The 22,469-nt window shown below is 48.2% G+C and carries 18 protein-coding genes; 8 read left to right on the plus strand and 10 right to left on the minus strand.

Features of this window, described 5'->3' with window-relative positions; genetic code table 11:
* Positions 1–123 precede the first annotated feature (123 nt).
* On the plus strand, positions 124–3,453 hold the full coding sequence (locus VF399_07240) for a T9SS type A sorting domain-containing protein (protein HEX7320131.1): 3,330 nt from the start codon (positions 124–126) through the stop codon (positions 3,451–3,453).
* Between the two features lie 16 nt (positions 3,454–3,469).
* Here VF399_07240 and VF399_07245 read toward each other — a convergent pair whose 3' ends face one another.
* Complete coding sequence (locus tag VF399_07245) at positions 3,470–7,234, minus strand: tetratricopeptide repeat protein (GenBank protein HEX7320132.1); 3,765 nt, start codon at positions 7,232–7,234, stop codon at positions 3,470–3,472.
* Positions 7,235–7,409: 175 nt separating this feature from the next.
* Here VF399_07245 and VF399_07250 point away from each other — a divergent pair, with 175 nt between their 5' ends.
* The gene (locus tag VF399_07250) at positions 7,410–8,693 is read left to right on the plus strand and encodes a pitrilysin family protein (protein HEX7320133.1); all 1,284 of its coding nucleotides are present in this window, start codon (positions 7,410–7,412) and stop codon (positions 8,691–8,693) included.
* Positions 8,693–10,018 carry a pitrilysin family protein gene (locus VF399_07255; GenBank protein HEX7320134.1) on the plus strand — a complete coding sequence of 442 codons (1,326 nt, stop codon included), beginning with the start codon at positions 8,693–8,695 and terminating at the stop codon, positions 10,016–10,018. Before VF399_07250 ends, VF399_07255 begins: the two co-directional genes overlap by 1 nt.
* Before the next feature lie 11 nt (positions 10,019–10,029).
* Here VF399_07255 and VF399_07260 read toward each other — a convergent pair whose 3' ends face one another.
* Positions 10,030–11,508, minus strand: a complete 1,479-nt coding sequence (locus VF399_07260) for an HD domain-containing phosphohydrolase (GenBank protein ID HEX7320135.1) — start codon at positions 11,506–11,508, stop codon at positions 10,030–10,032.
* 367 nt (positions 11,509–11,875) lie between these two features.
* Between VF399_07260 and VF399_07265 the strand changes: the two genes are divergently transcribed.
* The 5 genes from VF399_07265 to VF399_07285 all read left to right on the plus strand — a co-directional run bounded on the left by VF399_07265 (position 11,876) and on the right by VF399_07285 (position 16,673).
* On the plus strand, positions 11,876–12,382 hold the full coding sequence (locus VF399_07265) for a CvpA family protein (GenBank protein ID HEX7320136.1): 507 nt from the start codon (positions 11,876–11,878) through the stop codon (positions 12,380–12,382).
* Positions 12,379–13,140: an SAM-dependent chlorinase/fluorinase gene (locus tag VF399_07270; GenBank protein HEX7320137.1), complete on the plus strand. Its 762-nt coding sequence runs from the start codon at positions 12,379–12,381 to the stop codon at positions 13,138–13,140. Before VF399_07265 ends, VF399_07270 begins: the two co-directional genes overlap by 4 nt.
* A gap of 225 nt (positions 13,141–13,365) precedes the next feature.
* Positions 13,366–14,436, plus strand: coding sequence for a hypothetical protein (locus VF399_07275; GenBank protein HEX7320138.1), 1,071 nt, complete (start codon positions 13,366–13,368; stop codon positions 14,434–14,436).
* A gap of 9 nt (positions 14,437–14,445) precedes the next feature.
* Positions 14,446–15,411, plus strand: coding sequence for a hypothetical protein (locus tag VF399_07280; protein HEX7320139.1), 966 nt, complete (start codon positions 14,446–14,448; stop codon positions 15,409–15,411).
* Complete coding sequence (locus VF399_07285; GenBank protein HEX7320140.1) at positions 15,411–16,673, plus strand: sigma-54 dependent transcriptional regulator; 1,263 nt, start codon at positions 15,411–15,413, stop codon at positions 16,671–16,673. Before VF399_07280 ends, VF399_07285 begins: the two co-directional genes overlap by 1 nt.
* A gap of 258 nt (positions 16,674–16,931) precedes the next feature.
* On the opposite strand, the gene VF399_07290 is transcribed toward VF399_07285, so the two are convergent.
* The 8 genes from VF399_07290 to VF399_07325 all read right to left on the minus strand — a co-directional run bounded on the left by VF399_07290 (position 16,932) and on the right by VF399_07325 (position 22,463).
* The gene (locus VF399_07290) at positions 16,932–17,534 is read right to left on the minus strand and encodes a prepilin-type N-terminal cleavage/methylation domain-containing protein (GenBank protein ID HEX7320141.1); all 603 of its coding nucleotides are present in this window, start codon (positions 17,532–17,534) and stop codon (positions 16,932–16,934) included.
* 4 nt (positions 17,535–17,538) lie between these two features.
* Positions 17,539–18,081: a type II secretion system protein gene (locus VF399_07295; GenBank protein HEX7320142.1), complete on the minus strand. Its 543-nt coding sequence runs from the start codon at positions 18,079–18,081 to the stop codon at positions 17,539–17,541.
* Between the two features lie 537 nt (positions 18,082–18,618).
* A complete protein-coding gene (locus tag VF399_07300) occupies positions 18,619–19,449 on the minus strand; it encodes a hypothetical protein (protein HEX7320143.1) in 831 nt (276 codons plus the stop codon).
* A gap of 236 nt (positions 19,450–19,685) precedes the next feature.
* Positions 19,686–19,979, minus strand: coding sequence for a GIY-YIG nuclease family protein (locus tag VF399_07305; protein ID HEX7320144.1), 294 nt, complete (start codon positions 19,977–19,979; stop codon positions 19,686–19,688).
* 160 nt (positions 19,980–20,139) lie between these two features.
* Positions 20,140–20,907: an ABC transporter permease subunit gene (locus VF399_07310; protein HEX7320145.1), complete on the minus strand. Its 768-nt coding sequence runs from the start codon at positions 20,905–20,907 to the stop codon at positions 20,140–20,142.
* Positions 20,900–21,664 carry an ABC transporter ATP-binding protein gene (locus VF399_07315; protein HEX7320146.1) on the minus strand — a complete coding sequence of 255 codons (765 nt, stop codon included), beginning with the start codon at positions 21,662–21,664 and terminating at the stop codon, positions 20,900–20,902. Before VF399_07315 ends, VF399_07310 begins: the two co-directional genes overlap by 8 nt.
* 227 nt (positions 21,665–21,891) lie before the next feature.
* Positions 21,892–22,185, minus strand: coding sequence for a GIY-YIG nuclease family protein (locus VF399_07320; protein HEX7320147.1), 294 nt, complete (start codon positions 22,183–22,185; stop codon positions 21,892–21,894).
* A 164-nt stretch (positions 22,186–22,349) separates the two neighbouring features.
* The gene (locus VF399_07325; GenBank protein HEX7320148.1) at positions 22,350–22,463 is read right to left on the minus strand and encodes a pyruvoyl-dependent arginine decarboxylase; all 114 of its coding nucleotides are present in this window, start codon (positions 22,461–22,463) and stop codon (positions 22,350–22,352) included.
* Positions 22,464–22,469 lie beyond the last annotated feature (6 nt).

Genomic DNA, 22,469 nt, shown 5'->3' on the forward strand with positions numbered 1-22,469 from the left:
AAGATTTCTGGTTTTTCCAGAAATCTCAAAATAAACCCTTGACAATCGAACATTATTGAGTAAAATAACCTATTGTTGTGAAGTCTATTATTAAATAGACTTAAGTGTAGTTAGGAGGTAATTATGAACAAAATAGTGGTTGTGGTTTGTTTAATTGTCATTTCCACCACGTGTTTATTCGCACAGGTCGGCCAGGATTCCATTTATCTCTGGGATAACGATTGCGGCAAGGTCAGCCAGTTTTACCCTGCTGTAGGGACCACTAATACACGCGGATTCATCTGCTGGCAGGACGCGCGTACCGGTGATTACGACATATGGCGGACCTACAGGAATTGGGTTGGTACTTTGATCGGCCCGGACCGCTGCATCAGCCCGGATGATGGCGGATGGCGGCTGCAGAGTAGTATCGATGTGGAAGGCAACCCGAGCACCGGTGTCGTATATACCTGGGAGGATTCGCTGTACCGGGGAACACCTGCGCCGACACGGATCATGGCCGCGATTTATAACGGACCTCCGTTCGTGGTTTTTTCCAACGCGATGTCCCACAAAAACCCGTCGGTTTCCTGCGCGAACAACGGTGATTTCGTGATATCGTTCACGTCCTGGGCATCCGCGGTTTCGGCCATACGCGCGATCCGATACAATGCTTCCGGTGTCCAGCAGGCTACCTATTCGCTGTGGCTATCAGATTCCCTGCGTCAGTGGCCGCCCATATCGCGTGTCGCTTTCTGCGACTCCGGTTTCGTTGTGGTCTATGAGGATTCCACGACCTCCAACGCCCGATCGGTTTTCCTTGCATACCGCAAGCGGGATGGTACTAACGTCGTAAGCCGGTTAAAGGTCACGAATCCTGGATATCCGGCTGAGCCCTACAATGAATATGCGCCGGCCGTAGCGGTCAATGCTACGGGTTACGTCGTGGTCGTGTGGCAGGATGAACGCAACGGCGCGGTGAATCCGGACATATTTTACCGGACGTTCCAGATGCAGCCAGGGATCGACAATCTTGTACAAAATTCCGAAGGGGTCGTGAGCAACGCCTCTTACCGCGACGAATGGCCGAAAGTCACGGTTTTTCCAAATGGTGATTTCTTCGTAGTCTGGCACCAGTACCAGGGTACGCCGGTGACTGCATACGATATACGAGGCCGGGTTTTTTACGGCACAAACCCCAAGACAACGTTTACGCTGAACACGATCGATACCCTGAATCAGATCATGCCGGACGTAGAATGCCGCAATTCCGATACCTGCTATGTGGCATGGATGAGCAACGCGGCAGACAATTTGTTTGATGTATATTGCCGGTGTTATTTCAAATTCTCAGGACTTGATTACGGAATGGCACCGGGGTTCACTCCGGAGCTGCTCCTGACGCCGGACACAATCGGCGGAAGGAAAATATGGTACTTTGATAATGAGAATTATGACAACCCCGCGACCCCGGGCTGGGATGAGGATCCGATCGCGGAACCGGAATCTGTATACGTGGACATTGACTTTGCCATGGTCGATCAGCTCATGGAGCTCAACACCAATAACCAGTATGCGATTTTCAATATGGATACGCTGCCACGGCGTCAATTCCAGCGTGATCTATCATTGTATGATGCTTTGTTCCTCGATCTCGGCTACCGGACCGCGTACGCAACAGCCGGTGTGATCTCCAACACGCAACAGACGACAATAGAGGAATACCTGAACCCGGGGACGGGCAACGGCGGGCCGGTCATGGTCGAGGGCAATGATTTCGGATACATGTACAGTGCCACGTCGCTTTTCAGTCTGTTCCATGCCCAGTACATGGGCGATGGCGCGCCCTATACAGTGGGTAATATTGATACACTATTTGGCACGTCGAATACTTTTGCCCGAGCCGAAACGCTCACGTACAATTACAAAGACATGGCAGATAACTACCCTGACTCTTTCAGGGTGCTGGATCGGGCGAGGATCGTCCTTTATGGCAGCGGTGCGACTACTGATTATCTTACCGGCCGTTCGGTCGGCTATTCTCCTTCCTGGAAAAAGGATTCGCGCATCCAGGGTGGCACGATCCTCAATGGTTTTGCGCTTGGCAGCTTAACCGGCAGCACGCATCCCCATACTTACGCCGAGTATTACCGGCGTGCGCTCGGATTCCTCGGTCTTCAGTGCCAGCCCGAGCCCATCACTACGCTCACAGCGGTTCCTGGTACAACCGAGGGCAGGGTGACAATAACCTGGCGCGTGGTCAACGACGACACGCTGGGTGAATCGGCCGAGGGGCTGTACAAACTGAAATTCGCGCGCGCAAAGATATCATCAGAGGCAGCCTATGATGATTCCACGGAAACATATTACCAAACATGGAAAACAGTAGACAGCGCCGTGGGTCGTCTTGTTACGCAAGACCTTTCCGGCTTGCCGCCACTTGACACACTTGTGTTCGCCTTGAAGGTAAGCGATGAAGACACGCTATGGGATGCGCTGGGTGCAGAACCGCAAGTCGTCGTGTTCGGTGATTCGGTCACGCCTCACAGTCTTACCCTTGGGCTCAACTATGTCAAGGACTTTTCTAACGCCTACGAATTCCTGCACCGCCGCCGGCCGAACGACGCGGGTACCAATTACGACTCACTCTTCGTGACCTGGAGCGCTTCATATTTCTATGCAGGCTTTGCGCGATGCAACTTCCGCACTGAAGGAGATCTCTTTGTATACATGGACACGAAAACCGGAGGAGGCGACAGCACGGTTGATTATAACCTATCCAGTGGAACATCATCGTTCATACCTGCTTTCCGCCCGGATTACGTGATAATAGTTGAGGACAGCGGAAATGTTCTGTACAAACGCTATGTTTCGTCGAAAGATGGCAGGGGTAGCTGGCAGGATACGGCTTTCAACGGCGCCGTGACGATCGACAATATGGTGAACAATCTTTTATATACGGAACTAAGAGTGCTGTTTGGCGGCATGGGGTACACTTCTCCCGCACCCTTCAAACTCGTGGTGATCGTGCAGAGCGAATCAAGCAACCAGATAATAAATGCCTTCCCCATATCGAATCCTCTGGGTTCAAGCCAAAACGTTGCGGCATATTATTACTGGGATGGCGGTCTGGCGTCCGGGTACGTGCCTAATAAAAGCTACGCGATCATCGGCATCGAGGAGGAGACGCACGTACAACATGAGGGCGATGTCCAGTATATGACCGCGGTTCCCAATCCCTTTATACATGCGATCGATATCAGGATACCGCAGAGCGCGGTCCTCAACGGGCGCAAAGGAAGTTTAAAAATATATGACGTGACCGGCCGCCTGGTCAGGGTTTTTGGATTGGCCAGCACAGTACAGTGGGATGGCACAAATGATGACGGCTTGCAGCTGCCATTCGGTATTTACTTCTGCTGCCTGACGACCGATAAGGCATGCGATGTGTTGAAGGTAATTTATAGCAAATAGTGATTTGTGTTTAAGATTATTTTCTGCCCGTGATCCATATCACGGTACGTTTTATCTTTTCATCAAGTAACCGTTCCTGGATTTTGTTTAATTCACCGCTGATATTTTCATATAACCTCTGCGCTTCTAACTGATTGCGCAGCGCCTCGTCTTTGTCGCCGATGCGCGTAAAAATATCATGAAGCACCAACAATGCGATCACGAGCAGTTCCCGGTGGTTACCGGTTCGTAGATCGGCTGCGGCCGGTGACAGGACAGTCAGCGCATCGGCCGGATTCTTGCAGGCCAAAAATATTCCCGCTTCAACCAGCGCGTTGAGACCAGCCAGTCTTTTATCCTGCAGATCCGCAGATAGTGATCTTGATCCGGCGATGGTGTCGTTGTCCTCGGATAACAGGCTGTTTGACAACCGAAAAAGCGCTTTTTTTCCAAGGGTCCACGCGTGTAACCGTTTTTGACCAAGTGAAAGGCTGATCTGCAGGAGTTGATCAAATAAGTTCAAAACAACGGCAGGTTCGACGCCTGGCTCATACATTTTATGATCAGCGATGATTTCAAGCGCCAGCATTTGGATCTCAGGAACATTTTTTTCAACCGCTTTTTCCTTGGTTTCGCTGACAAATAAGATGGCGTCTGGATTTGGTTCAAAATGGAGGGCAACGGCGCAACTGGCCAGCATGCTGATGACGCCGTTGCGCCGGTCGTTGATTTTCATGAAAATATCATGGCTTTTTTTAAATTCCGCTTGGGCACCGGTGAAACCAGCGGAATTGAAAAGATCCCATCCCAATGAACGACGGATATTGCCTTCGCTATATAGATCCTGTATTTTGATGGATAATTCAAGCGCGCTTTGGTGGTGCTGGACCGCGGAGACCAACTCTCCCTGGAAGAACTCAACGTCACCGATATTGTTTTTCATGTTCATGATCTGCAGAGGTTCTCCAGTAACATGCGCCAGAGCGAGCGACTGTTCGAAAAAAGCCAGCGCTTTTTCCAGCTGCCACAACTGCGCATAGATTTGTCCTACATTGCCCAGCGCTTTGCTTTGATTGAGCGGGTCACCGATTTTTTCCGAGAGCGCAGCAGATTCCTCAAAACGCTTCAAGGCCTCATCCATGTTTCCTGAATACATCTGTGCTGCTCCGATCAGGTTCAGACACTTCGCAATATTGTCTTTCTCACCGATCGTTTCAAAAGCAGTGATCGCTTTACGATAAAATTCTACGGCTTTGGCAAAATCACCCATTCGCTCGTAGACACTGCCGATGTTCATCTGGCCAATGGCGATCTCTCCATGCAATCCAATCTTTTGACTTAAAGATAACGCCTGTGCGTAATGGTCAAGCGCCTTCGTTAGTTCACCCGATTGCAGAAAAAGATGACCAAGATTGTTTATGGCCTGAGTTTGGAGCCCGGTATCGTCGATCTTGTTGCCGATCGATTGAGCGCGGCTCCAGTAAGCAAGCCCCTTTTGGGGAATACCGAGTTCATGATAGATAATGCCAATATTATTAGCAGCCATGCCTTCATCCTTAGGACTATTGATTTCCCGGGCGAGTTTCAGGGACTTTTTCTGACTTACGAGTGCTTCCTGCAGTCTGCCTGATATCTTAAGGACCCATCCCTGTCTGCGCAGCACCTCAAGCGCGTCTTTCTTTTCATCGGTCGACAAATCTTTTTTCTTTAACAACGCGAGCGCATTTTCAAAAAATGATAGGGTTTCTTTTAAAGCGTAAAGGTGATAGGTTTTATCAGCCGCTGCTTTCAGATAGTATATTCCTTTACGTTCATCGGTGGAAAGCGAAAAATGATGGGCTAACTCCTCAAGGTGTTCCGTTATCCGCGATGATTGCACGGATTCCACCTCGTTGCCAATAAGCAGATGGAGTTCTTTGCGGCGTTTCCGCAGAAGAGAAGAGTATACAACCTCATATGTCGTGGAAGCGGAGAATTCGTAGGCGTCAGCAGTCGCTCCGCGCGCCAGCAGGCCATCAAAGTGCTGTAGTTTATCAAGATAAGGCGACAGTTCATGATCCGGGATCTTAAGGATCGCCGTCAGCAGTCCGCGGTTAAAGGTTTTACCGATAACCGATGCGTATTGCAGAATGCGCCTTTCCAGTTCGGTCATTCGGTCAATTTGGTCAAGTATGAGGGAGGAAATGGATTCCGCGATCTCAATGGTCTTAAAACGCTCGGTCGCGACATAGCCATCTTTGGTCCTGCGGAGAGCGCCCTTCTTGAGCAGCAGCCTTGTAACTTCCGCCGCGAACAGAGGATTCCCGCTGGATTTTTCGTAGACAAGCGCGCTTACAGCATCGGGAATATTCTCACCCTGAAGAGCGACCTGGCAGAATTCCCTGGTTTCGTTTGGCGACAAATTCTTAAGCGCCAGGGCTTGGCAGTATCCAGACTGGAGCCAGGGAAAAGCGTAATCCGAGCGGCACTCGAACAAAAATAATATTGGCGTATCCCGCTGGATCTCCTTCAGGAAATAATCGATCAATTCCATGCTCGTCGGATCAGACCATTGGAGATCTTCGATCCGGATAAAGACCTCGTTATGTTCAGCCTCGGTTTGAAAGATATTTTTTAGTGCCCTGAATATTTTCTTTTTTACTTCTTCGGGCGGTTCATTTTTTGTCTGGTCATATTCAAAGCCGATCAAAATACCGATATAAGGCAATATATCTTTCAGGTCAAGATTTCGATTCTTTAGCGCCAGGCTGACTACAATTCTTTTTTCCTCATCGGACGATTCCGGTTTGATACTGTACAATGCGTTCAGCAGGCTGGTGATCATCCGATACGGTATGCTGGATTCGTATGGCATGCACCTTGCGGTCAGCACCGTGTATCCACTGGCTGCAGCCATTGACTCGTTCTCCACGCCCAGCCTCGTTTTGCCGCTGCCGGGATCGCCGATGACCGGCATGATAAGCAGATTCTTCTGTTTCACCTTTTGCAGGGCGTCTTTGATCTTTTGCAGCTCTTCGCGCCGGCCCACCAGTCTGGTTTTGATCGTCACCGGCACGCTGCGGTGTTCTTGCATTGATTTTACCAGGTAATTGATGACCGGTTTCTTCTTGCCTTTGACCTTTACCGACGGCATTTTTACTGCTTCCGCGATATCGGCAATATGCTCATAGGTAAAATTGCTAATGATGATCTCGCCGGCTTTTGACACGCCCTCCAGACGGGCAGCCAGATTCACCGTGTCGCCGATAACGGTGTACTCCATACGGTCTTCGGACCCGACATTGAGGGCAACCGCCGGTCCGGTGTTGACCCCGATGCTCATCGCCAGCGGCGAGGCAAAGTTCTTTTCGCTGTTGAACCTGCTCATTTCCTCCTGCATCTCCAGCGATGCCCGGATCGCGCGTTCCGGATCATCATGATGTGCGACGGGCGCACCGAAGAGCACCATCAACGCATCGCCAAGGAATTTATCAACGCTGCCGCCGTATTTGTGAACGATCCTGACCATGCGCGTGAAAAACTCGTTGATGACGCTTGCTATGTCCTCGGCATCCATGGTTTCGGATAACGCTGTGAACCCTGAGAGATCGGCAAAAACAACCGTGATATTTCTGCGCTCGCCGTCGATCCTTTTGGAATAAGGATCGACCTTGATCTTTTCGATCACGCGTGCGGGCAAGTATCTTTTATACGCCTCGATCAGATGTCGTAGATAATCCAGTCTTTTTGACCGTTCATCAGGACCGTGGTAACCATCGGTCAATTCGCGTATGAACTTTTCAATATCCTGGTTTTCAGCCATGCTGAATTGTATACAATCCAGCGGGAAGGTCAAGCATAAGCACCTTTCTTAGTCATTGCGAGGAGTTCCGCAGGAACAACGAAGCAATCGCGGAAAAATGACAAAGCGAACCTGCGCTTGACTGGTCAGGCAAAAAGGGTATAATGATACTTCATAAGTTCGAAAGGAGAATCCGATGATCAACATACTGCTATTTTTGACCTGCGTGCAGCCTATTAAGGTCAATGAATACATCCTTGATAACGGCCTGAAATTACTGATTTACGAAGATCATTTCGCGCCGGTCGTCGCAACGCAGATCCATTACCGGGTCGGCTCGTATAACGAGCCGAGCGGCAACACTGGTATTTCCCATCTGCTGGAGCATATGATCTTTAAAGGAACAAAGAAATACGGTCCCAAGGTCTATGATGAGATGATAAAACGGTCCGGCGGCGAGGAGAACGGTTTTACGTCAACACACCAGACCGCTTATTTCGCCAACCTTAATAAGGACCGTTACTCGATCGAACTCGAAATGGAAGCCGACCGCATGCAGAACAGCCTTATCGACGCGACCGAATTTGTGCCGGAAAAGGGTGTGGTAATGGAGGAACGCCGGCTTGGGGAGAACGATCCATATGGCTCCTTTTTTGAGTTGATCGATCTGATGAGCTACACAACGCATCCTTATCGCAACCCGGTTGTGGGATACATGCAGGACCTTGAGCGGATCACCCGCGACGATGTATACAAATGGTACAAGAAGTACTATAACCCCGCAAACGCGATTATCGTCGTCAGCGGCGATGTTGATCCGGCACAGGTCCTGGAACAAGTGGAAAAATATTACGGGCATATCAAAGGCATAAAGACGGGCGAGCCGGTCTTTCACGAACCGCCTCAGCATGGCGAGAGGGTCTTCAAGTTCAAACGCGATGTCATGGTTCCGGCTGTCTGTTTCAACTACCATACGGTGTCCATGAACCATAAGGATTCGTACGCGCTTGATGTATTGGCGATGATACTATCCGAAGGGCGAAGCTCGCGTTTTGAGAAAAAACTGGTGAGGACAAAGAACTGGGCGACCCGTGTCAACGCTTATCCAAACCATGCCAAATACGAAGGCACGTTCACTATCTTCGGGGTTCCACAGATCAGTATCGATATCGATACGCTGCGCAATGGTATTGATGATGAGATCGGGCGGTTGCAGAGTTCGGGCATAACCGACGAGGAACTTGCAAAAGCGAAAACGAGTGCCCTTGCTCAGGCGGTGTATCTTCTTGATTCGCCGACCGGTATCGGCTACTACCTCGCTTATTGGGAAATAACCGGCGGCGGCTGGCAGGGCATAAACACCTATCAGGAGAATATCCAAAAAGTGACCAGAGACGATGTCCAACGGGTTGTCAATACTTATCTGATCGAAGATAACCGGACGGTCGGATACCTGCTGCCGCAGGGTGGGGGTGAATAATGATACCGGCCATTATGATCAGCGCGCTATTCTTGAACGGTTTTGCGATCGAACAGGATACATTGTCCAACGGTCTTGTTATTATGACCATCGAAGCGCACAAAATACCGCTTGTCTATGGTAAGATACTGATCAACGCCGGAAGCGTGTTCGATCCATCGGGAAAAGAAGGCATCGCCAACGTTACCGGCGAACTTTTGACGCGGGGTACAAGTAACCGCACCGCGGATGAACTTTTTGACGCGATCGAGTCAGTCGGCGGAGATCTCAACGCTTTCACGGACGAGGATTACTCAGGGATCTCGGGTCGTGTGTTGAGCAAGGACCTGGAACTTTTCATTTCGCTCATGGCTGATTGCATCATGAATCCGGTTTTTGATCCTGCTGAAGTGGCAAAGATCACACGTGAAGTTGCATCCCAGATAAAGGCAGATAATGACGACCCTTGGGTGGTCGGCGAAGGCAAGATGAGAGAGCTAATATTCGGTCCGCACTCTCTGAATCATGTGCCTTACGGGTTTGAGAATTCGGTAGTGACATTAAAGCGCGAGGACATCGGTGATTTTTATGGTTCTTTCTATTCCCCCAACGAAGCTTTCGTCGTGCTGGTCGGTGATTTTGACACGCCGTCGATCCTGGCGACGCTGGAAAAGTATTTTGGCGCCTGGAAAATAAGGTCGGTAAAACTCCCCGAATGTTTTGCTGCGCCGCTGATACCGGCAATAGACCGTCCTAAAGGGTTGATCGTCAAACGCGATATTTCGCAGGCGTATATCTTTCTCGGGTTCGCCGCGAGCGGTTATTATTCAAAAGATTGGATACCGACCAGGATCATGAATAACATCCTGGGCGGCAGCGGTCTTACATGCCGGATCTCCGACGCGATCCGCGAGAAGAAGGGACTTGCATATTCGGCGGGTTCGTATTACGCTCGGTTCGGGGAGGGCGGTTTTTTTGAGGCCTACGTGCAGACAAAAAGGGAAAGCGCGACTGATGCGATCTCCACGCTGGTTGGGGAGATCGCCGGGATGCAAAAGGGAGCGATTAAGAAAGAACTTGATGATGCCAGGAATTTTTATATTGGGCATTTCCCGCTTACTTTCGACACTTACCGCGAACTTGCCGATTTTGCCGCGCAGATCGAAATAGAGAAACTCGGCCTGGATTATGCTGAAACATTCCCGCGGACCGTGGAACAGGTCACCTTGGACGACATTGAAATGGCAGCGCAAAAGCACCTGTCTCCGGGCGCTTATTACCTGGTCGTCGTAGGCGACCTGGATCCGGAAGATATTGAGGTCGAAGGGATCGATTGGATACGCTGATAGAAAAAAGCTTAGCTTGGTTTGCAGCGACGGATAGCTTTAAAGAACGCTTTTACGATCCGCGGGTCAAATTGACTGCCGGCGTTTTCCTTCAGCCGTCTGATCGCTTCTTTTTTTGACAGCGCCTTGCGGTACGGCCGGTATGTTGTCATAGCGTCATACGCGTCGGCAACCGCAATGATCCTGGCGCCGACCGGGATATTGTGTTTTTTCAACCCGTTAGGATAACCCGTCCCATCGTATTTTTCGTGTTCCGATCTTATAATATAACTTGCCTTTGTCAAATGGTTTATGTCCCTTATCATGTTGTAGCCGATATTTGGGTGTTCTTTCATAAGCTCGTACTCATGTGTTGTCAGTGATGAAGGTTTTGTCAAAAGAAAATCGCTGATCCCGATCTTGCCAATATCATGCAGATAACCGGCGTAGTTCAGTTCTTTCTGCTCGTTCTGGGTGAGACTCAGATGGCGGGCAATCTGGTTGGCATATTTACGCACCCTTTGCGAATGTCCTTTTGTGTACGGGTCTTTGGCTTCGACAGCTGAAACCAGGGCTTTTATTGTTTCGAGATAGCTGTTTTCCAGAGATTCGTACAGCTGGCTATTTTCAATGGCTATGGCTGCGACCTGGGAGATAAGGGTCAGGAGCTTGATATCGTTTTCGTCGAACATATTCGGTTTGTAGCTTTCGATATTTATCACACCGGTCGCAATGTCATAAATCTTTAGCGGTACGCAGACTTCAGACCGTGTTTTTGTGTCAAAAATGAGATAACGGCGCTCTTTCCGCACATCGTTTGACAGGTACGGTTTGCCAGTCATCGCGACGTGCCCGGTGATCCCCATATCCGGCTTTATACGCAGTCGCCGTACCGCCACCGGGTATGGTTTCTCCGCGGCCCGGATGATCAATTCGTTGGTTGTTTCATCGAATAGCAATATGGCCACGCGCTCATAGCCGAAAGTATGCTTAAGGTGAAAGATAATGCGCTTAAAGACCGCTTCAGGGTTCATGATCGAGACCAGTTCGTTGCCGATATTGCAGAGCATTTTTAGATCTTTGATGGTTTTTGATAATTCGGACGTTGTTTTCCTGAATTCCGTTATATCCGCAGCTATTCCCAGCGTGCCGATATATTTACCCTTGTATTTCAACAGGCTCTCCGTCGTTTTTATATGTACCCGCTCACCATTTTTATCGAGCAGTACCAATTCAAACGGTTTTTTCGTACTGCGGCCAGCGCGGCCCGCTCGGTCCGAAGCAAGCGCGGCTTTCATTGATTCCGGCGCAACCAGTGTGGTAAAATGCTTGCCCACCAGTTCACTCGCTTTAAAGTGACCCATGGTCTCGACATATTTGTTGACATACCTGATATATCCCCGGTCATCGATGATATAGATCGCTTCCTTGATATTATGAAGGAATTCTCGAAAGTAGCGCTGGATGATATCTTTGAGACTGGTGTCTATGGTCTTGAAATTCCCGGGCATTATTTATATTCTAGCGATTTAAGTCTCAATGTCAAGACAAGAACACTTTTTTGTCATTGCGAGGAATCCTTTTTCTTTCTGTCATTGCGAGGAGCGCAGCGACGCGGCAATCCAGGATAAAAGAAACAACGGGGATTGCTTCCCCTCGTTCTTCGGGACACCAGTTATCCCCCCCGCCCCCGTATCGAGTACGGGGCAGGCTCTTGCCCTCCCTCCCACAGGGACACCATTCATTGCAATTCATCTATTTTTTCCACGTTGCCTCGAGGGGGGAGGAAAAAGGAGGGGATGTAAGGTGGCGCACAAAGAATGCCCGCAATGACCAGCTTGTTGACAGAAGTCATATTATCGGTATAGTTTATCGGCAATGTCCTGGATCGATATCGTTATGCTGATTCTCTTTGTGGTATTGATGGTCCACGGAGCGATCACCGGTCTGATCAGAAGCTTGTTCGACCTTGCAGGAATAATCGTAGGTTATCTGCTGGCGATCAATTTTCACAACATTTTGAACATCCCAAAATACATCGCCATAGTCCTTATCTTTCTGGTCACAGTCATCGCGGTATCTATTGCCGGAAGGCTGCTCTCAAAGCTCATACGGCATACGCCTCTGGGGACTTTCGACCGGCTCGCCGGTGGATTTCTCGGTCTGCTGAAAGCTTATGTTTGCGGATTCGTTTTTCTGATCGCGCTATTGTTGCTGGGCAAATACGACGATGTCATGAAGCAGTCGGCGTTCGGACCGTGGGTCATCAGTAGCGGTGTATATACCAGCAGTTATGTCCTACCCGGGAAATGGTCCGACTGGATAAAAAAGGTGGCGTTTAAAAAAGAGCTTGTTGTCAGCGCACGTTGTCGCCGGTTGTCATGATCGCAGCCCGCAAACATCGTATCATAACGTTCTTATCTGATTTTGGCACGCGTGATTGGTTCGTACCCGCGGTCAAGGGTGAGATCCTGCAGAAAAATCCCGATGCGCTGATCATAGACATCACCCATGAGCTTGCTTCTTTTTCTATACGCGAGGCGGCATTCATCCTTATGAACACGTATCACAGTTTTCCGCCAGGAACTGTTCATCTCGCGATCGTGGACCCCGGAGTTGGATCGCTGCGTCATGCCATTATTGCCTGCTCCCACGGGCATTATTTTGTCGGTCCTGATAATGGGTTGTTTTCCTATATATATAGCGGCAGCACCAGTGTCTACGCGATCAAGGACAAAAAATCCGCCAGCCGGACATTCCATGCCCGGGATATCTTTGCGCCGGTTGCGGCAAAATTGTCCCGGGGGATAGAACCCCATGCGCTGGGTGTGAAATTAAAAAAATTCGTATGCTTTACATTCCCACCCGTCGTCAAAAAAAATCGGTTGGTAAAGGGGGAAGTTGTTTATATCGACCGGTTTGGCAATTTGATCACGAACATACCCAACAACAACATGGTCAGGCAGTTTATTATGAAAGATAGTTACAGGGTACCCGTCGGATCGCACTATGGGCAGGTAAAACCGGGAAGGCTTATCGCGCTGCGCGGCAGTGCGGGATATTACGAAATAGCGTCGTACCAGGGGAATGCCGCACGCAAGACCAGCGCGGGGATCGGAATGAAGGTAGTCGGGTATTTGTGACACACTTTCCGTCATTGCGAGGAGTCCCGCATCCTTCAGTGTTTTTTAATGCCAAGCGGGAGACGAAGCAATCTCGGATAAAAGAAACAACTGGGATTGCTTCGCACAAAGATCGCTCGCAATGACAAATTGGACTGGGATTGCTTCGTCCGCCATACTACCTGGCGGACTCGCAATGGCAATGTTCTTGTTGACATAACTCAGAAATTGGTTAATATTAACGACATGAGAAAATACCTGTGGTTATGCGCTGTTGTTGTGTTATACTGCAACAAACTGCCTATTGGTGATGATGAAATGAACCAGCGGGGTGGTTTTGAAGGGCAGGTCCTTGAACTGCAGACCATAAATTCTTTCACCGAGAACAAGAAGATCGCATTGGGAACGTCAGGCAACCTTGTCATTGGCAAGGGAGACAACTACGAGTCTCACATTATTTTGAAGTTTACGTTCTCGGACACGTCCTTCGAGGGACTTGACGAAATCAAACTTGTTATGCGGATAAACAGCTCGTTTGACAATGATACGGTACCGGTGGGGATACACATCCTTACCAATTCGTTCACTGAAGATGAAGCAACCTGGGAGAAAAGGTCCAATACCGCAGGGTGGGATTCTGCCGGCGGGGACTATGAAGAGCAACCCCTGCGGAACGGTGTCATCATAGGCGATTCGATGGTGGTCTACTTTAATTATGTCGAATTGAACCGCATCAAAACGGCCCAGGGTATAATCCTCATACCTCAGGATTCGGGGTTCGCCTACCTTTATTCGCGCGAAGGAGGACATGCCACCACCTTTCAACTTGTCAAAAACGGCGAGGTTGCTGTCTACAGCACCACTGGTGACTGTCACGTTCTCAATGGACCCCTCCCATTCTATGTTGAGAACTGGATCGGTTCCGGGATCGCTTCGAGAAATTTCATTATTTTCAACTATGACAGCACGCTGGCGGATAAACGGGCGATCTACGGGGAATTGCGCTTCACGTTTGACAGCTTCTTTTCCCGACTTGATTCAGTCGAGATCGGCGTCAAGGAACTGAACGAACACGCGTCCGGGTTCGATACAGAATTGGGTCCGCTGATCGCATTGAAAAGCGTTTCCGTTGATGACACAATATGCACGATCGATATCGTGCACTATGTCCAGCGAATGATCGATTTCCCGGATTCTAATTTCGGATTATGCCTTTACATTACGCCAGAAAACTACGATCTGTCAACGGTCAAGATAACTGATGGTTCATTCCGGCTGAAGGTCGGTTATCTTTCGCCTCCCGAACCGCGAGACTGATAGAATAATATGATAACCCTGCTTTTCCTGGTCCTTACCGGCGCCTCTGTTTTTTCTCTTGGTGGTATGGGCGAAGACCAGAGCGTTTTCCGCGACGATTTCGTCCGCCGTTTGAATAACGCTCAAATCGGTTTCTCGCTAAGACCGGAGTTCGAGATCCTGAACGAGAGCACGGATTTCCGAGGGTTATTTTGGACCAATCCGTTCGTTTTTAACCTAAAGATCCCGGTGACCAGCACGATCGTCGCGTCGGTCGGTAACCAGGAACGGTTCAATCAGGCTTTCGATACGTATCTCGAGAACGATCAGCTGAACGTACACCTGGTGAGCGAAGGCGGCGTCGAAGAAATATATGGACAGATCAATAACCGGATCGGGACTGCCGGCGAGTCCGGAATACCGGTGGCTGAGGTTTATTTCCGTGGTTCCTATCTTTTTGGCGGGACCCGCGAGATGTGGACGTACACCATCAGCGATTATTCGATCGCCGACACTTTCGTCTATAAATACCTTGGGTGCGTGTTTGGTGGCGGCGTTTCCGTTTCGATCCTGTCGTGCGCGTTTGAAGGTCTTGGGTTCCTTGACATGGATATGAACAACAGTGATACAGCATTGTCCAAGGATCTGCCCGAACGTTTATCGATCGGATTGCATCCCAGCATGAATGAATATCAGATTGATCTGGTCTATGAACATCCATTCTGGTCCGATTCGGGTTTTCGGTCGGTTAACCGTTTTTTGGCTGGGATCCATAAAAATTCCATTGGCATTGCTTATGCGTATAATCCCTGGTACATCCCTGGCGTCACCGAACACAGGCTCGCGTTAAACAGCAGATATAGTTTTAAGGGCCTGGGATTTGGCGAACTTACGGTATCAGCGGCAATCCGGAACAAGAATTCGATCAGGGAGATCGCCATCGTTCCTGAATTGAAATTTGTGATCGAGGAAATTTTCGCCCGCAGAAAAAAATAATGAAAAAAAATAAGATCCTGATCCTCGACGACGAGGAAAGCCTGATCAAATGGCTTTCTTACGCGCTGGGAGAAAAAGGATTTTTCGTTTTTGCCACCACCGAGCCGAACGAGGCGCTTGCCCGGCTGCGCGCGGAAAAGTTCGACTGCATTATCAGCGATATCAAAATGCCGCATATCGATGGTTTTGCTTTTTTGAGAAAAGTGAGATCGATCTATCCTTCTGTTCCCGTCATCTTTATAACCGCCTATGGATCCATGGAATCAGCGATAAACGCGCTGCGGGACAAGGCCAGCGATTATATCCTGAAGCCGTTCGGGATCGAAGAGATCCTGGTCAGGATCCGGGCCAATCTGACCGGTGATAGACCGGCATTGACCCATATAATCGGCGAAAGCCGGCAGATCAAAAATATCCTTTCGCTGGTGGACAAGATAGCGGCTACCGATATCACGGTTTTAATCCTTGGCGAATCGGGCACCGGCAAGGAGCTGATCGCTCACGCCATCCATGACCGCTCCAAGAGGGTGAAAAGAAGCTTTGTCAGCTTATCATGCGCGGCCCTGCCCGAGACACTCCTGGAGAGCGAGCTCTTCGGGTACAGGAAGGGCGCTTTTACCGGTGCTGTGGGTGATAAGGATGGTCTGTTCATGACGGCCGACCAGGGCAGTTTTTTCATGGATGAAATAGGTGACACACCCCAGACCATACAGATGAAGATTCTGCGATTGCTTGAAGAACAGGAAATAACTCCCCTGGGGTCAACGCAACCCGCAAAAGTTGATGTCCGGCTGATTGCCGCGACCAATAAAAATTTGCTGGAAGAAGTTAAACTCGGAAATTTCAGGGAAGACCTGTATTACCGGTTGAATGTCATTCCCATAGTCCTGCCGCCTTTACGCCAGCGCAGGGATGATATCATAATGCTGGCAGAGCATTTTTTGTCCTCGATCTGCAAGCGCGAGAACATCGGGGAGAGAAAGCTGTTAAAAACCACGGTCGAAGCTTTGCACGACTATGACTGGCCGGGTAATGTACGGGAACTGAAACACGTGATCGAAAGAGCGGTTATCCTGACGGATTCGTTCTACATAAAGCCTGAGCATCTTGCGCTGCAGACGGCTAAAAGCAAGAGCCTTGACGAGATCGAAGACACCGAGATCCAGCGGGTGCTTGCCGAATGCGACGGGAACATGACCGAGGTGGCGAAAAAACTGGGCATCAGCCGGGCGACCCTGTACCGGAAAATACATAGTAAATAACCGAAATGGCTTAATACTAAATGTAGTCGCACCTTTTAAGGTGTGTAAAAATGAACGCAGGTTTAAACCTGCGGCTACCTGTAACATTAAAAAATTAAGACGTTAGTAAACGGAATAACTTGATAGCCTACAACCTATATCGCAAACCTAAAGGTTTGCCCTACAAAAAATGTTGACATAATGCAGGGCAAGGTCATGACCCCGCACAGCGGGGTTTCAACCTTGCAAATTTTTTTTTGGGGGGGCAACGTAGAATATCTATTTTGCGCCGACCTGACAGACCGTAAGAATAATTCCCTTTATACCCAAACCCGAAATTCTGTACATCATCGCCGGACCGCTGGGCGCTTCGGTCCAGGGTACACCGGACAGCGGATCATCTCCTATTGTATTGCTGGCTTCATAGCCGATAATGCCGGTCGGATTGGCGATCAATACCGGCAAGCCATCCATTAAAGCATCGTTCCCGGGATTAAACGGATTCCGAACATTATCACCCATCATTGAATTAGGTCCATACATCGGCTTTGGTTGCAGCGCTACTGCCATGTCTGGTTCTGGGCCGGTATAAGCGGAATTTGCCACGATAATTGTTGTCGTAAGGTCACCAGGGAACATATTGTCCGCCCGGATATGAAAATCTTCAACAATGATCTGTACCGTGTGGATATTCTCTTTTACTGACGCTTCATTTGCCCGGTTTTTCAGCGCCATAAAGTTTGGTATGGCGATCGCGGCAAGGATGCCGATAATGACCACCACGACCATGAGTTCGATAAGAGTAAAACCATATTTTGAGCATTTAACAACATAAGAGGGGGACTTTTGGTCCCCCTCTTTTGCAGTAACAAATGATTGCATCTTATTACTTGGATACACCTGGCGTCATGACAATCGAAAGAGGACCCTTAATGCCTAAGCCGGTAATACGGTACATCATGGCTGCTCCAGCACCGGCTTCTGTCCATGGTGCGCCAGTGACCGGATCGTCAGTTGGTGTATTGCTGGCTTCATATCCTGTTACACCAAGGACTCCGCCTATTGCACATCTGAGATCTTGCAATGCGACGTTTGTAGGCGTGAACACATTTTTCACGTTATCACCGATCATGGAAGTAGCACCATAAGGTGGCAAAAAGGCTGCGGCTACACACATATTACCTTCAGGACCCATATAGGCCGGGTTCGCAACAATGATTGTCACACCCAGATCGCCCGGATACACGCCATCAGCGCGGTTATTAAAGTCCTCGACGATGGTCTGGAGAGTGTGCATATTCTCCTTTAATGACGCTTCCTTGGCTCTCTGCTGCATTGCCAGGAAGTTGGGGATGGCGATGGCTGCCAGAATACCGATGATCACGACCACCACCATCAGTTCGATAAGGGTGAATCCCCTATTCTTCATTTGTTCCTCCTTTTATTAAATATTCGCTAAATTATGGCGCGAATATCCTTTGTTAATGTCTTCCCTGTTATGTCCCCTTTAAGAAAGGTTCTTTCAACCCACTTTCAGTCAATGGCCCTGGGACATAAGAGCCTATTATGTAAATAATACACATAATTCCCACTTTGTCAACCCTTTGATTTCAAGAAGACTGAAATCATCGATTACGGTGATATTAATAATCAGCACTTCTTGATTTTCAAAGATCATGGCTTAGTTTTAAGCCTTTTACATCTACCTTATATATATGCAAAAGGCATGCCAGTATTGGGCTGTAAAAGTATCGATTTTTAATGATATTTTATCTTGCAAGTGTCTCATATTAAAAAAGTGTCTCAAAATGAGACGTTTAAGTCTCGAAATGCCCTGTCATTCCGTGCATGCTTGTCCTCTGACTTGATCAGGGGGAGACGGGATCCAGATATGATAAATAATGGATTCCCGCTGGAGTTTATTCCTGCGAAGGCAGGGGCGGGAATGACCATTAACCAGTTTTAGCTACTCTTTTTGCCATGTTGATCTAACTTTTCCGCTTCTCAGCACATATTCAAATTTTTTTCCGTGCGGCTCTAAGGGAATTTTTTTGATGATCCCGGCGGTCACCAGTTCTCGCAAGGTTATCGGAGCTCTGCCAGTCTGTTTCTTGAATATCTCTGTTTTTCTCTCAATTAATTCAATATCCCGCAGCATTTTGATCTTATCTATATAGTAAACAGCGATCCCGCGTTCAACCTTATCACGGGAGTTATTGTAGATATCCAACCAGATAGCAAACGCGGATTCAAGATCGCCGATCTTATTATACAGCGTGAATGCTGCCCAGCGCTTGATATATTCTGGCGCGCCCGGCTTCTGACTGGCGAGACGGAAATAGGCCTCTGCAACGTTATAATCAACCAGAAAAACATAATGGATAAAGCCATAAGCAAAGGGGTAGCGCCAGGCAAAAGGGTTTTGCGCCATGCCTTTTTTAAGCAGTTTTTTCGCTTCGTCCGGCTTTTGGGCATCGTGTGTGAGCATTAAAGCACCCAGGGTATAAGCGTGGTCAAAATCGGGATCCAGGGTCGTTAATATATCCAGGATGTGATACATCAGATCGTACCGCCGGTCGGTTATCCGGTGCTCGCCGTAATACTGGATGAACCGCAACCAGATAATATCGGCGAGCGGCGCGTAGTAACCAAGGGACAGAACCCTGACCGCAAGCCCTGATGGGAAGTACATGAGTTCGCCGATTAACTCGTGAGGCGAACGTGATATGTCGATTTTGTAGGCGAAGCTGGCGATGAGCGCCAGGAAGATGATGATGTAGATAAATCGCTTAACCATAAGTTATTCGCTGAGAGCGCAGAAATATCGCAGAAAACGCGGAAAAGAACGCAGAAAACACTTTTCTTTTCTGTCATTGCGAGGAACGCAGAGACGAAGCAATCTCGAAAATAGGAAGAACAGCTGGGATTGCTTCGCACAAGGATCGCTCGCAATGACGGCCTTTTTTGTCATTGCGAGCGATCCCGCTTCCATATCAGGTTTATTATAAGGCTGGAGACGAAGCAATCTCACTTTTATAACTCCTCATACAAATCCATTAATTTTGGATTCAAAGTACTGATTAATTCTGTTTTTCTTTTTCTTGGACCGCCCTTGATCTGTTTTTCCCGTGTAATGGCATTATATACATTATCATATACTTCATAATATAATAGTTTCGTTATGTTATATTTTTTAGTAAAACCATCGATTAACTTATTTTTGTGTTCATAGACTCTTTTTTTCAGATCATTTGTCACACCCGTATAAATGACAGTATTATTTTTGTTTGACATCAAATAAAGATAATATTGCTTAGAATTAGTCATTATATTTTAAAACTGAGATTGCTTCGTACAAGGATCGCTCGCAATGACAGAGGAACGGACTGAGATTGCTTCGCAAGAAGAACGCTCGCAATGACGAAGGAACGGCTGAGATTGCTTCGCACGAAGAACGCTCGCAATGACATATTGGCTCTCTGCATCCTTACTTGAACTCGCGTCTTTCGAACACGATCGTCGTCACGTACAGCAAGAACACCGTGTAGATCAGTCCGTAGCATATTGAGAAAAGGATCTGGTCGGCGTGGAGAGGTAAATTATGCACGAATTCCAGCCGGTAATTGAAGTTCTCAAGATTGGGGAGAAGGTAGTAAAAAAGCAATGATAAGTATTTTATAAAACCTGTGGCGGTCTGTTCGGCAAAAAGCTTGATGTCCGGCGCGGCGTGACCAATAACAAAAACTATCACGGCGCCGATGGAGGAAAGCGCGGGCGTGGAAAATGATGAAAAGAGCAGCAGGATGCCCGATAGAACCATTATTTCCAGTAATTCGAAAGGGATATTGGCCAAAAGTGACAGAGCCGGTCTTCCTTCATTGATAAAGATGATGATCTGCTGGATGATCGCCATACCCAGTTGCAGGAGTATGATCAAGATCACGAGTCCCAGAAATTTGCCGATTATGATCTCGAGTCTCCTTACCGGTCGGGCCACAACCGTGTAGATCGTGCGGCGCTCGATATCTTTGTAGATCAAGGCCGAACCAATGATGATCACGGTCAGCACGCCCAGCAAAGAGGAGATTCCCAGGCCGAAATCACGGATGAGCTTAACGGATTCGCCAAGCGCGAACGGCGTCATGAAAAATGATGCGATCAATAGAATAACGCTGAAAACGACAAGGATCAGCAGCACCTTCTGGCGAAGGCCTTCCTTCAGAGTATTTTCCGCGATCGCCCAGATCCTATACATTGGTTGCTTCTTTCGGTTTTGACTGTACCTGCTGCATGAACCATTCTTCCAGGGATATTTCGTCGGTTTTTGTGCCGCGTTTCAGCAATTTGTCGAGCGAGCCGATTTTCAGGATCTCGCCTTCTATGATTATCCCGATCCGGTCGCAAACAGCTTCAGCATCGGGTAGGATATGCGATGAGAAAAATATCGTCGTGCCTTTATTCTTCTGCTCGAGTATTATGTCCTTGACCTCCTTGCGGCCGATTGGATCAAGGCCGGTCAGCGGCTCGTCCAGCACCAGCAATTTTGGATCACTGATCAATGCCTGCGCGATACCGATGCGCTGGAGCATGCCTCGTGAATATTTTCTCAAGGCTACATCGCGCGATTTACTGAGTCCAACTTTCAGTAGCAGGGTAATTATTTTGTCCTTATAATCCCGGCAGTTTGCCAGCAGGGCATGATTTTTCAAGAACTCATATCCGGTCAAGTGGTCATAAAAATATGGTGATTCCGGGAGGAATCCCATATTTTGCCTGACATCAATGGACTCAATGGAGCTGCCCATAACAGTGACTGCTCCGGTATCGGGACGAAGCAGTCCGGTTATTATCTTTATCGTGGTCGTCTTACCGGCGCCGTTGGGTCCCAGGAAGCCAAAAATCTCACCGGGATAGATCTCCAGCGAGATGCCTTTCAGGATTTTCTTCTTCTTTGTCCAAAAATGCGCCTGAAACGATTTGTGGACGTTTTCAAGCTTGAGGATCGGCTCCATGCGTTTAATTATATCCAGCCAAGGCCTTTTGTAAAGAAGTTAATGTTTTTTGTCATTACGAGGAGTTTCGAGTTTATCGAGGGACGACGAAGCAAACCAATATATAGCAGAAAACAACTGGGATTGCTTCGCACAAAGATTGCTCGCAATGACCATCACTTTATCACTGCGATGAATGCTTGTTTTCCGTCATTGCGAGGAGCGTTGCGACGAAGCAATCTCATCTTTTATAAATCTTCATATAAATCATTCCATTTTGAATTATTCTTGTTTATTAGATCCGTTTTCTTTTTTCTGGAACCACCTTTTATTTGTTTTTCGCGCGAAATCGCATTGTATGAGTCTGCTAAAATTTCGAAATATACTAATTTAGAAATATTGTATTTTTGTGTAAAACCTTTAACCATTTTGTTTTTGTGCTCGTAGATTCTCTTTTTTAAGTCATTTGTGACACCGACATAAATTGTGGTGTTATTTTTATTCGACATAATATAGATATAGCATTGTTTTGGTTTGTTCATTTATTTTCACAATGGCTGGGATTGCTTCGCACAAAGATTGCTCGCAATGACGAAGGAACGGCTGGGATTGCTTCGCACAAAGATTGCTCGCAATGACAATCGAAACGAGGATTGCTTCGCACGAGGATTGCTCGCAATGACAAAAAAGAATGTAAAAAAGAAAGTTACGGTATCAATACCGCCGCGGCGATGACCGTGGTCCAGAGCCCGTACTTATCGCCAATGGCGGTTTGCGTCATATTCATGGTTTTTACGATCTTGGTGGATATTTTCCACAATTCTTT

The sequence above is a fragment of the bacterium genome (assembly GCA_036382775.1).
Lineage (GTDB): Bacteria > Hydrothermota > Tepidihabitantia > SM23-42 > JAOAFX01 > DASVHD01.

Coding starts and splice junctions, on each gene's coding strand:
- VF399_07240 (HEX7320131.1), top strand. CDS start 124: ATGAACAAAATAGTGGTTGTGGTTTGTTTAATTGTCATTTCCACCACG.
- VF399_07245 (HEX7320132.1), bottom strand. CDS start 7,234: ATGGCTGAAAACCAGGATATTGAAAAGTTCATACGCGAATTGACCGAT.
- VF399_07250 (HEX7320133.1), top strand. CDS start 7,410: ATGATCAACATACTGCTATTTTTGACCTGCGTGCAGCCTATTAAGGTC.
- VF399_07255 (HEX7320134.1), top strand. CDS start 8,693: ATGATACCGGCCATTATGATCAGCGCGCTATTCTTGAACGGTTTTGCG.
- VF399_07260 (HEX7320135.1), bottom strand. CDS start 11,508: ATGCCCGGGAATTTCAAGACCATAGACACCAGTCTCAAAGATATCATC.
- VF399_07265 (HEX7320136.1), top strand. CDS start 11,876: ATGTCCTGGATCGATATCGTTATGCTGATTCTCTTTGTGGTATTGATG.
- VF399_07270 (HEX7320137.1), top strand. CDS start 12,379: ATGATCGCAGCCCGCAAACATCGTATCATAACGTTCTTATCTGATTTT.
- VF399_07275 (HEX7320138.1), top strand. CDS start 13,366: ATGAGAAAATACCTGTGGTTATGCGCTGTTGTTGTGTTATACTGCAAC.
- VF399_07280 (HEX7320139.1), top strand. CDS start 14,446: ATGATAACCCTGCTTTTCCTGGTCCTTACCGGCGCCTCTGTTTTTTCT.
- VF399_07285 (HEX7320140.1), top strand. CDS start 15,411: ATGAAAAAAAATAAGATCCTGATCCTCGACGACGAGGAAAGCCTGATC.
- VF399_07290 (HEX7320141.1), bottom strand. CDS start 17,534: ATGCAATCATTTGTTACTGCAAAAGAGGGGGACCAAAAGTCCCCCTCT.
- VF399_07295 (HEX7320142.1), bottom strand. CDS start 18,081: ATGAAGAATAGGGGATTCACCCTTATCGAACTGATGGTGGTGGTCGTG.
- VF399_07300 (HEX7320143.1), bottom strand. CDS start 19,449: ATGGTTAAGCGATTTATCTACATCATCATCTTCCTGGCGCTCATCGCC.
- VF399_07305 (HEX7320144.1), bottom strand. CDS start 19,979: ATGACTAATTCTAAGCAATATTATCTTTATTTGATGTCAAACAAAAAT.
- VF399_07310 (HEX7320145.1), bottom strand. CDS start 20,907: ATGTATAGGATCTGGGCGATCGCGGAAAATACTCTGAAGGAAGGCCTT.
- VF399_07315 (HEX7320146.1), bottom strand. CDS start 21,664: ATGGAGCCGATCCTCAAGCTTGAAAACGTCCACAAATCGTTTCAGGCG.
- VF399_07320 (HEX7320147.1), bottom strand. CDS start 22,185: ATGAACAAACCAAAACAATGCTATATCTATATTATGTCGAATAAAAAT.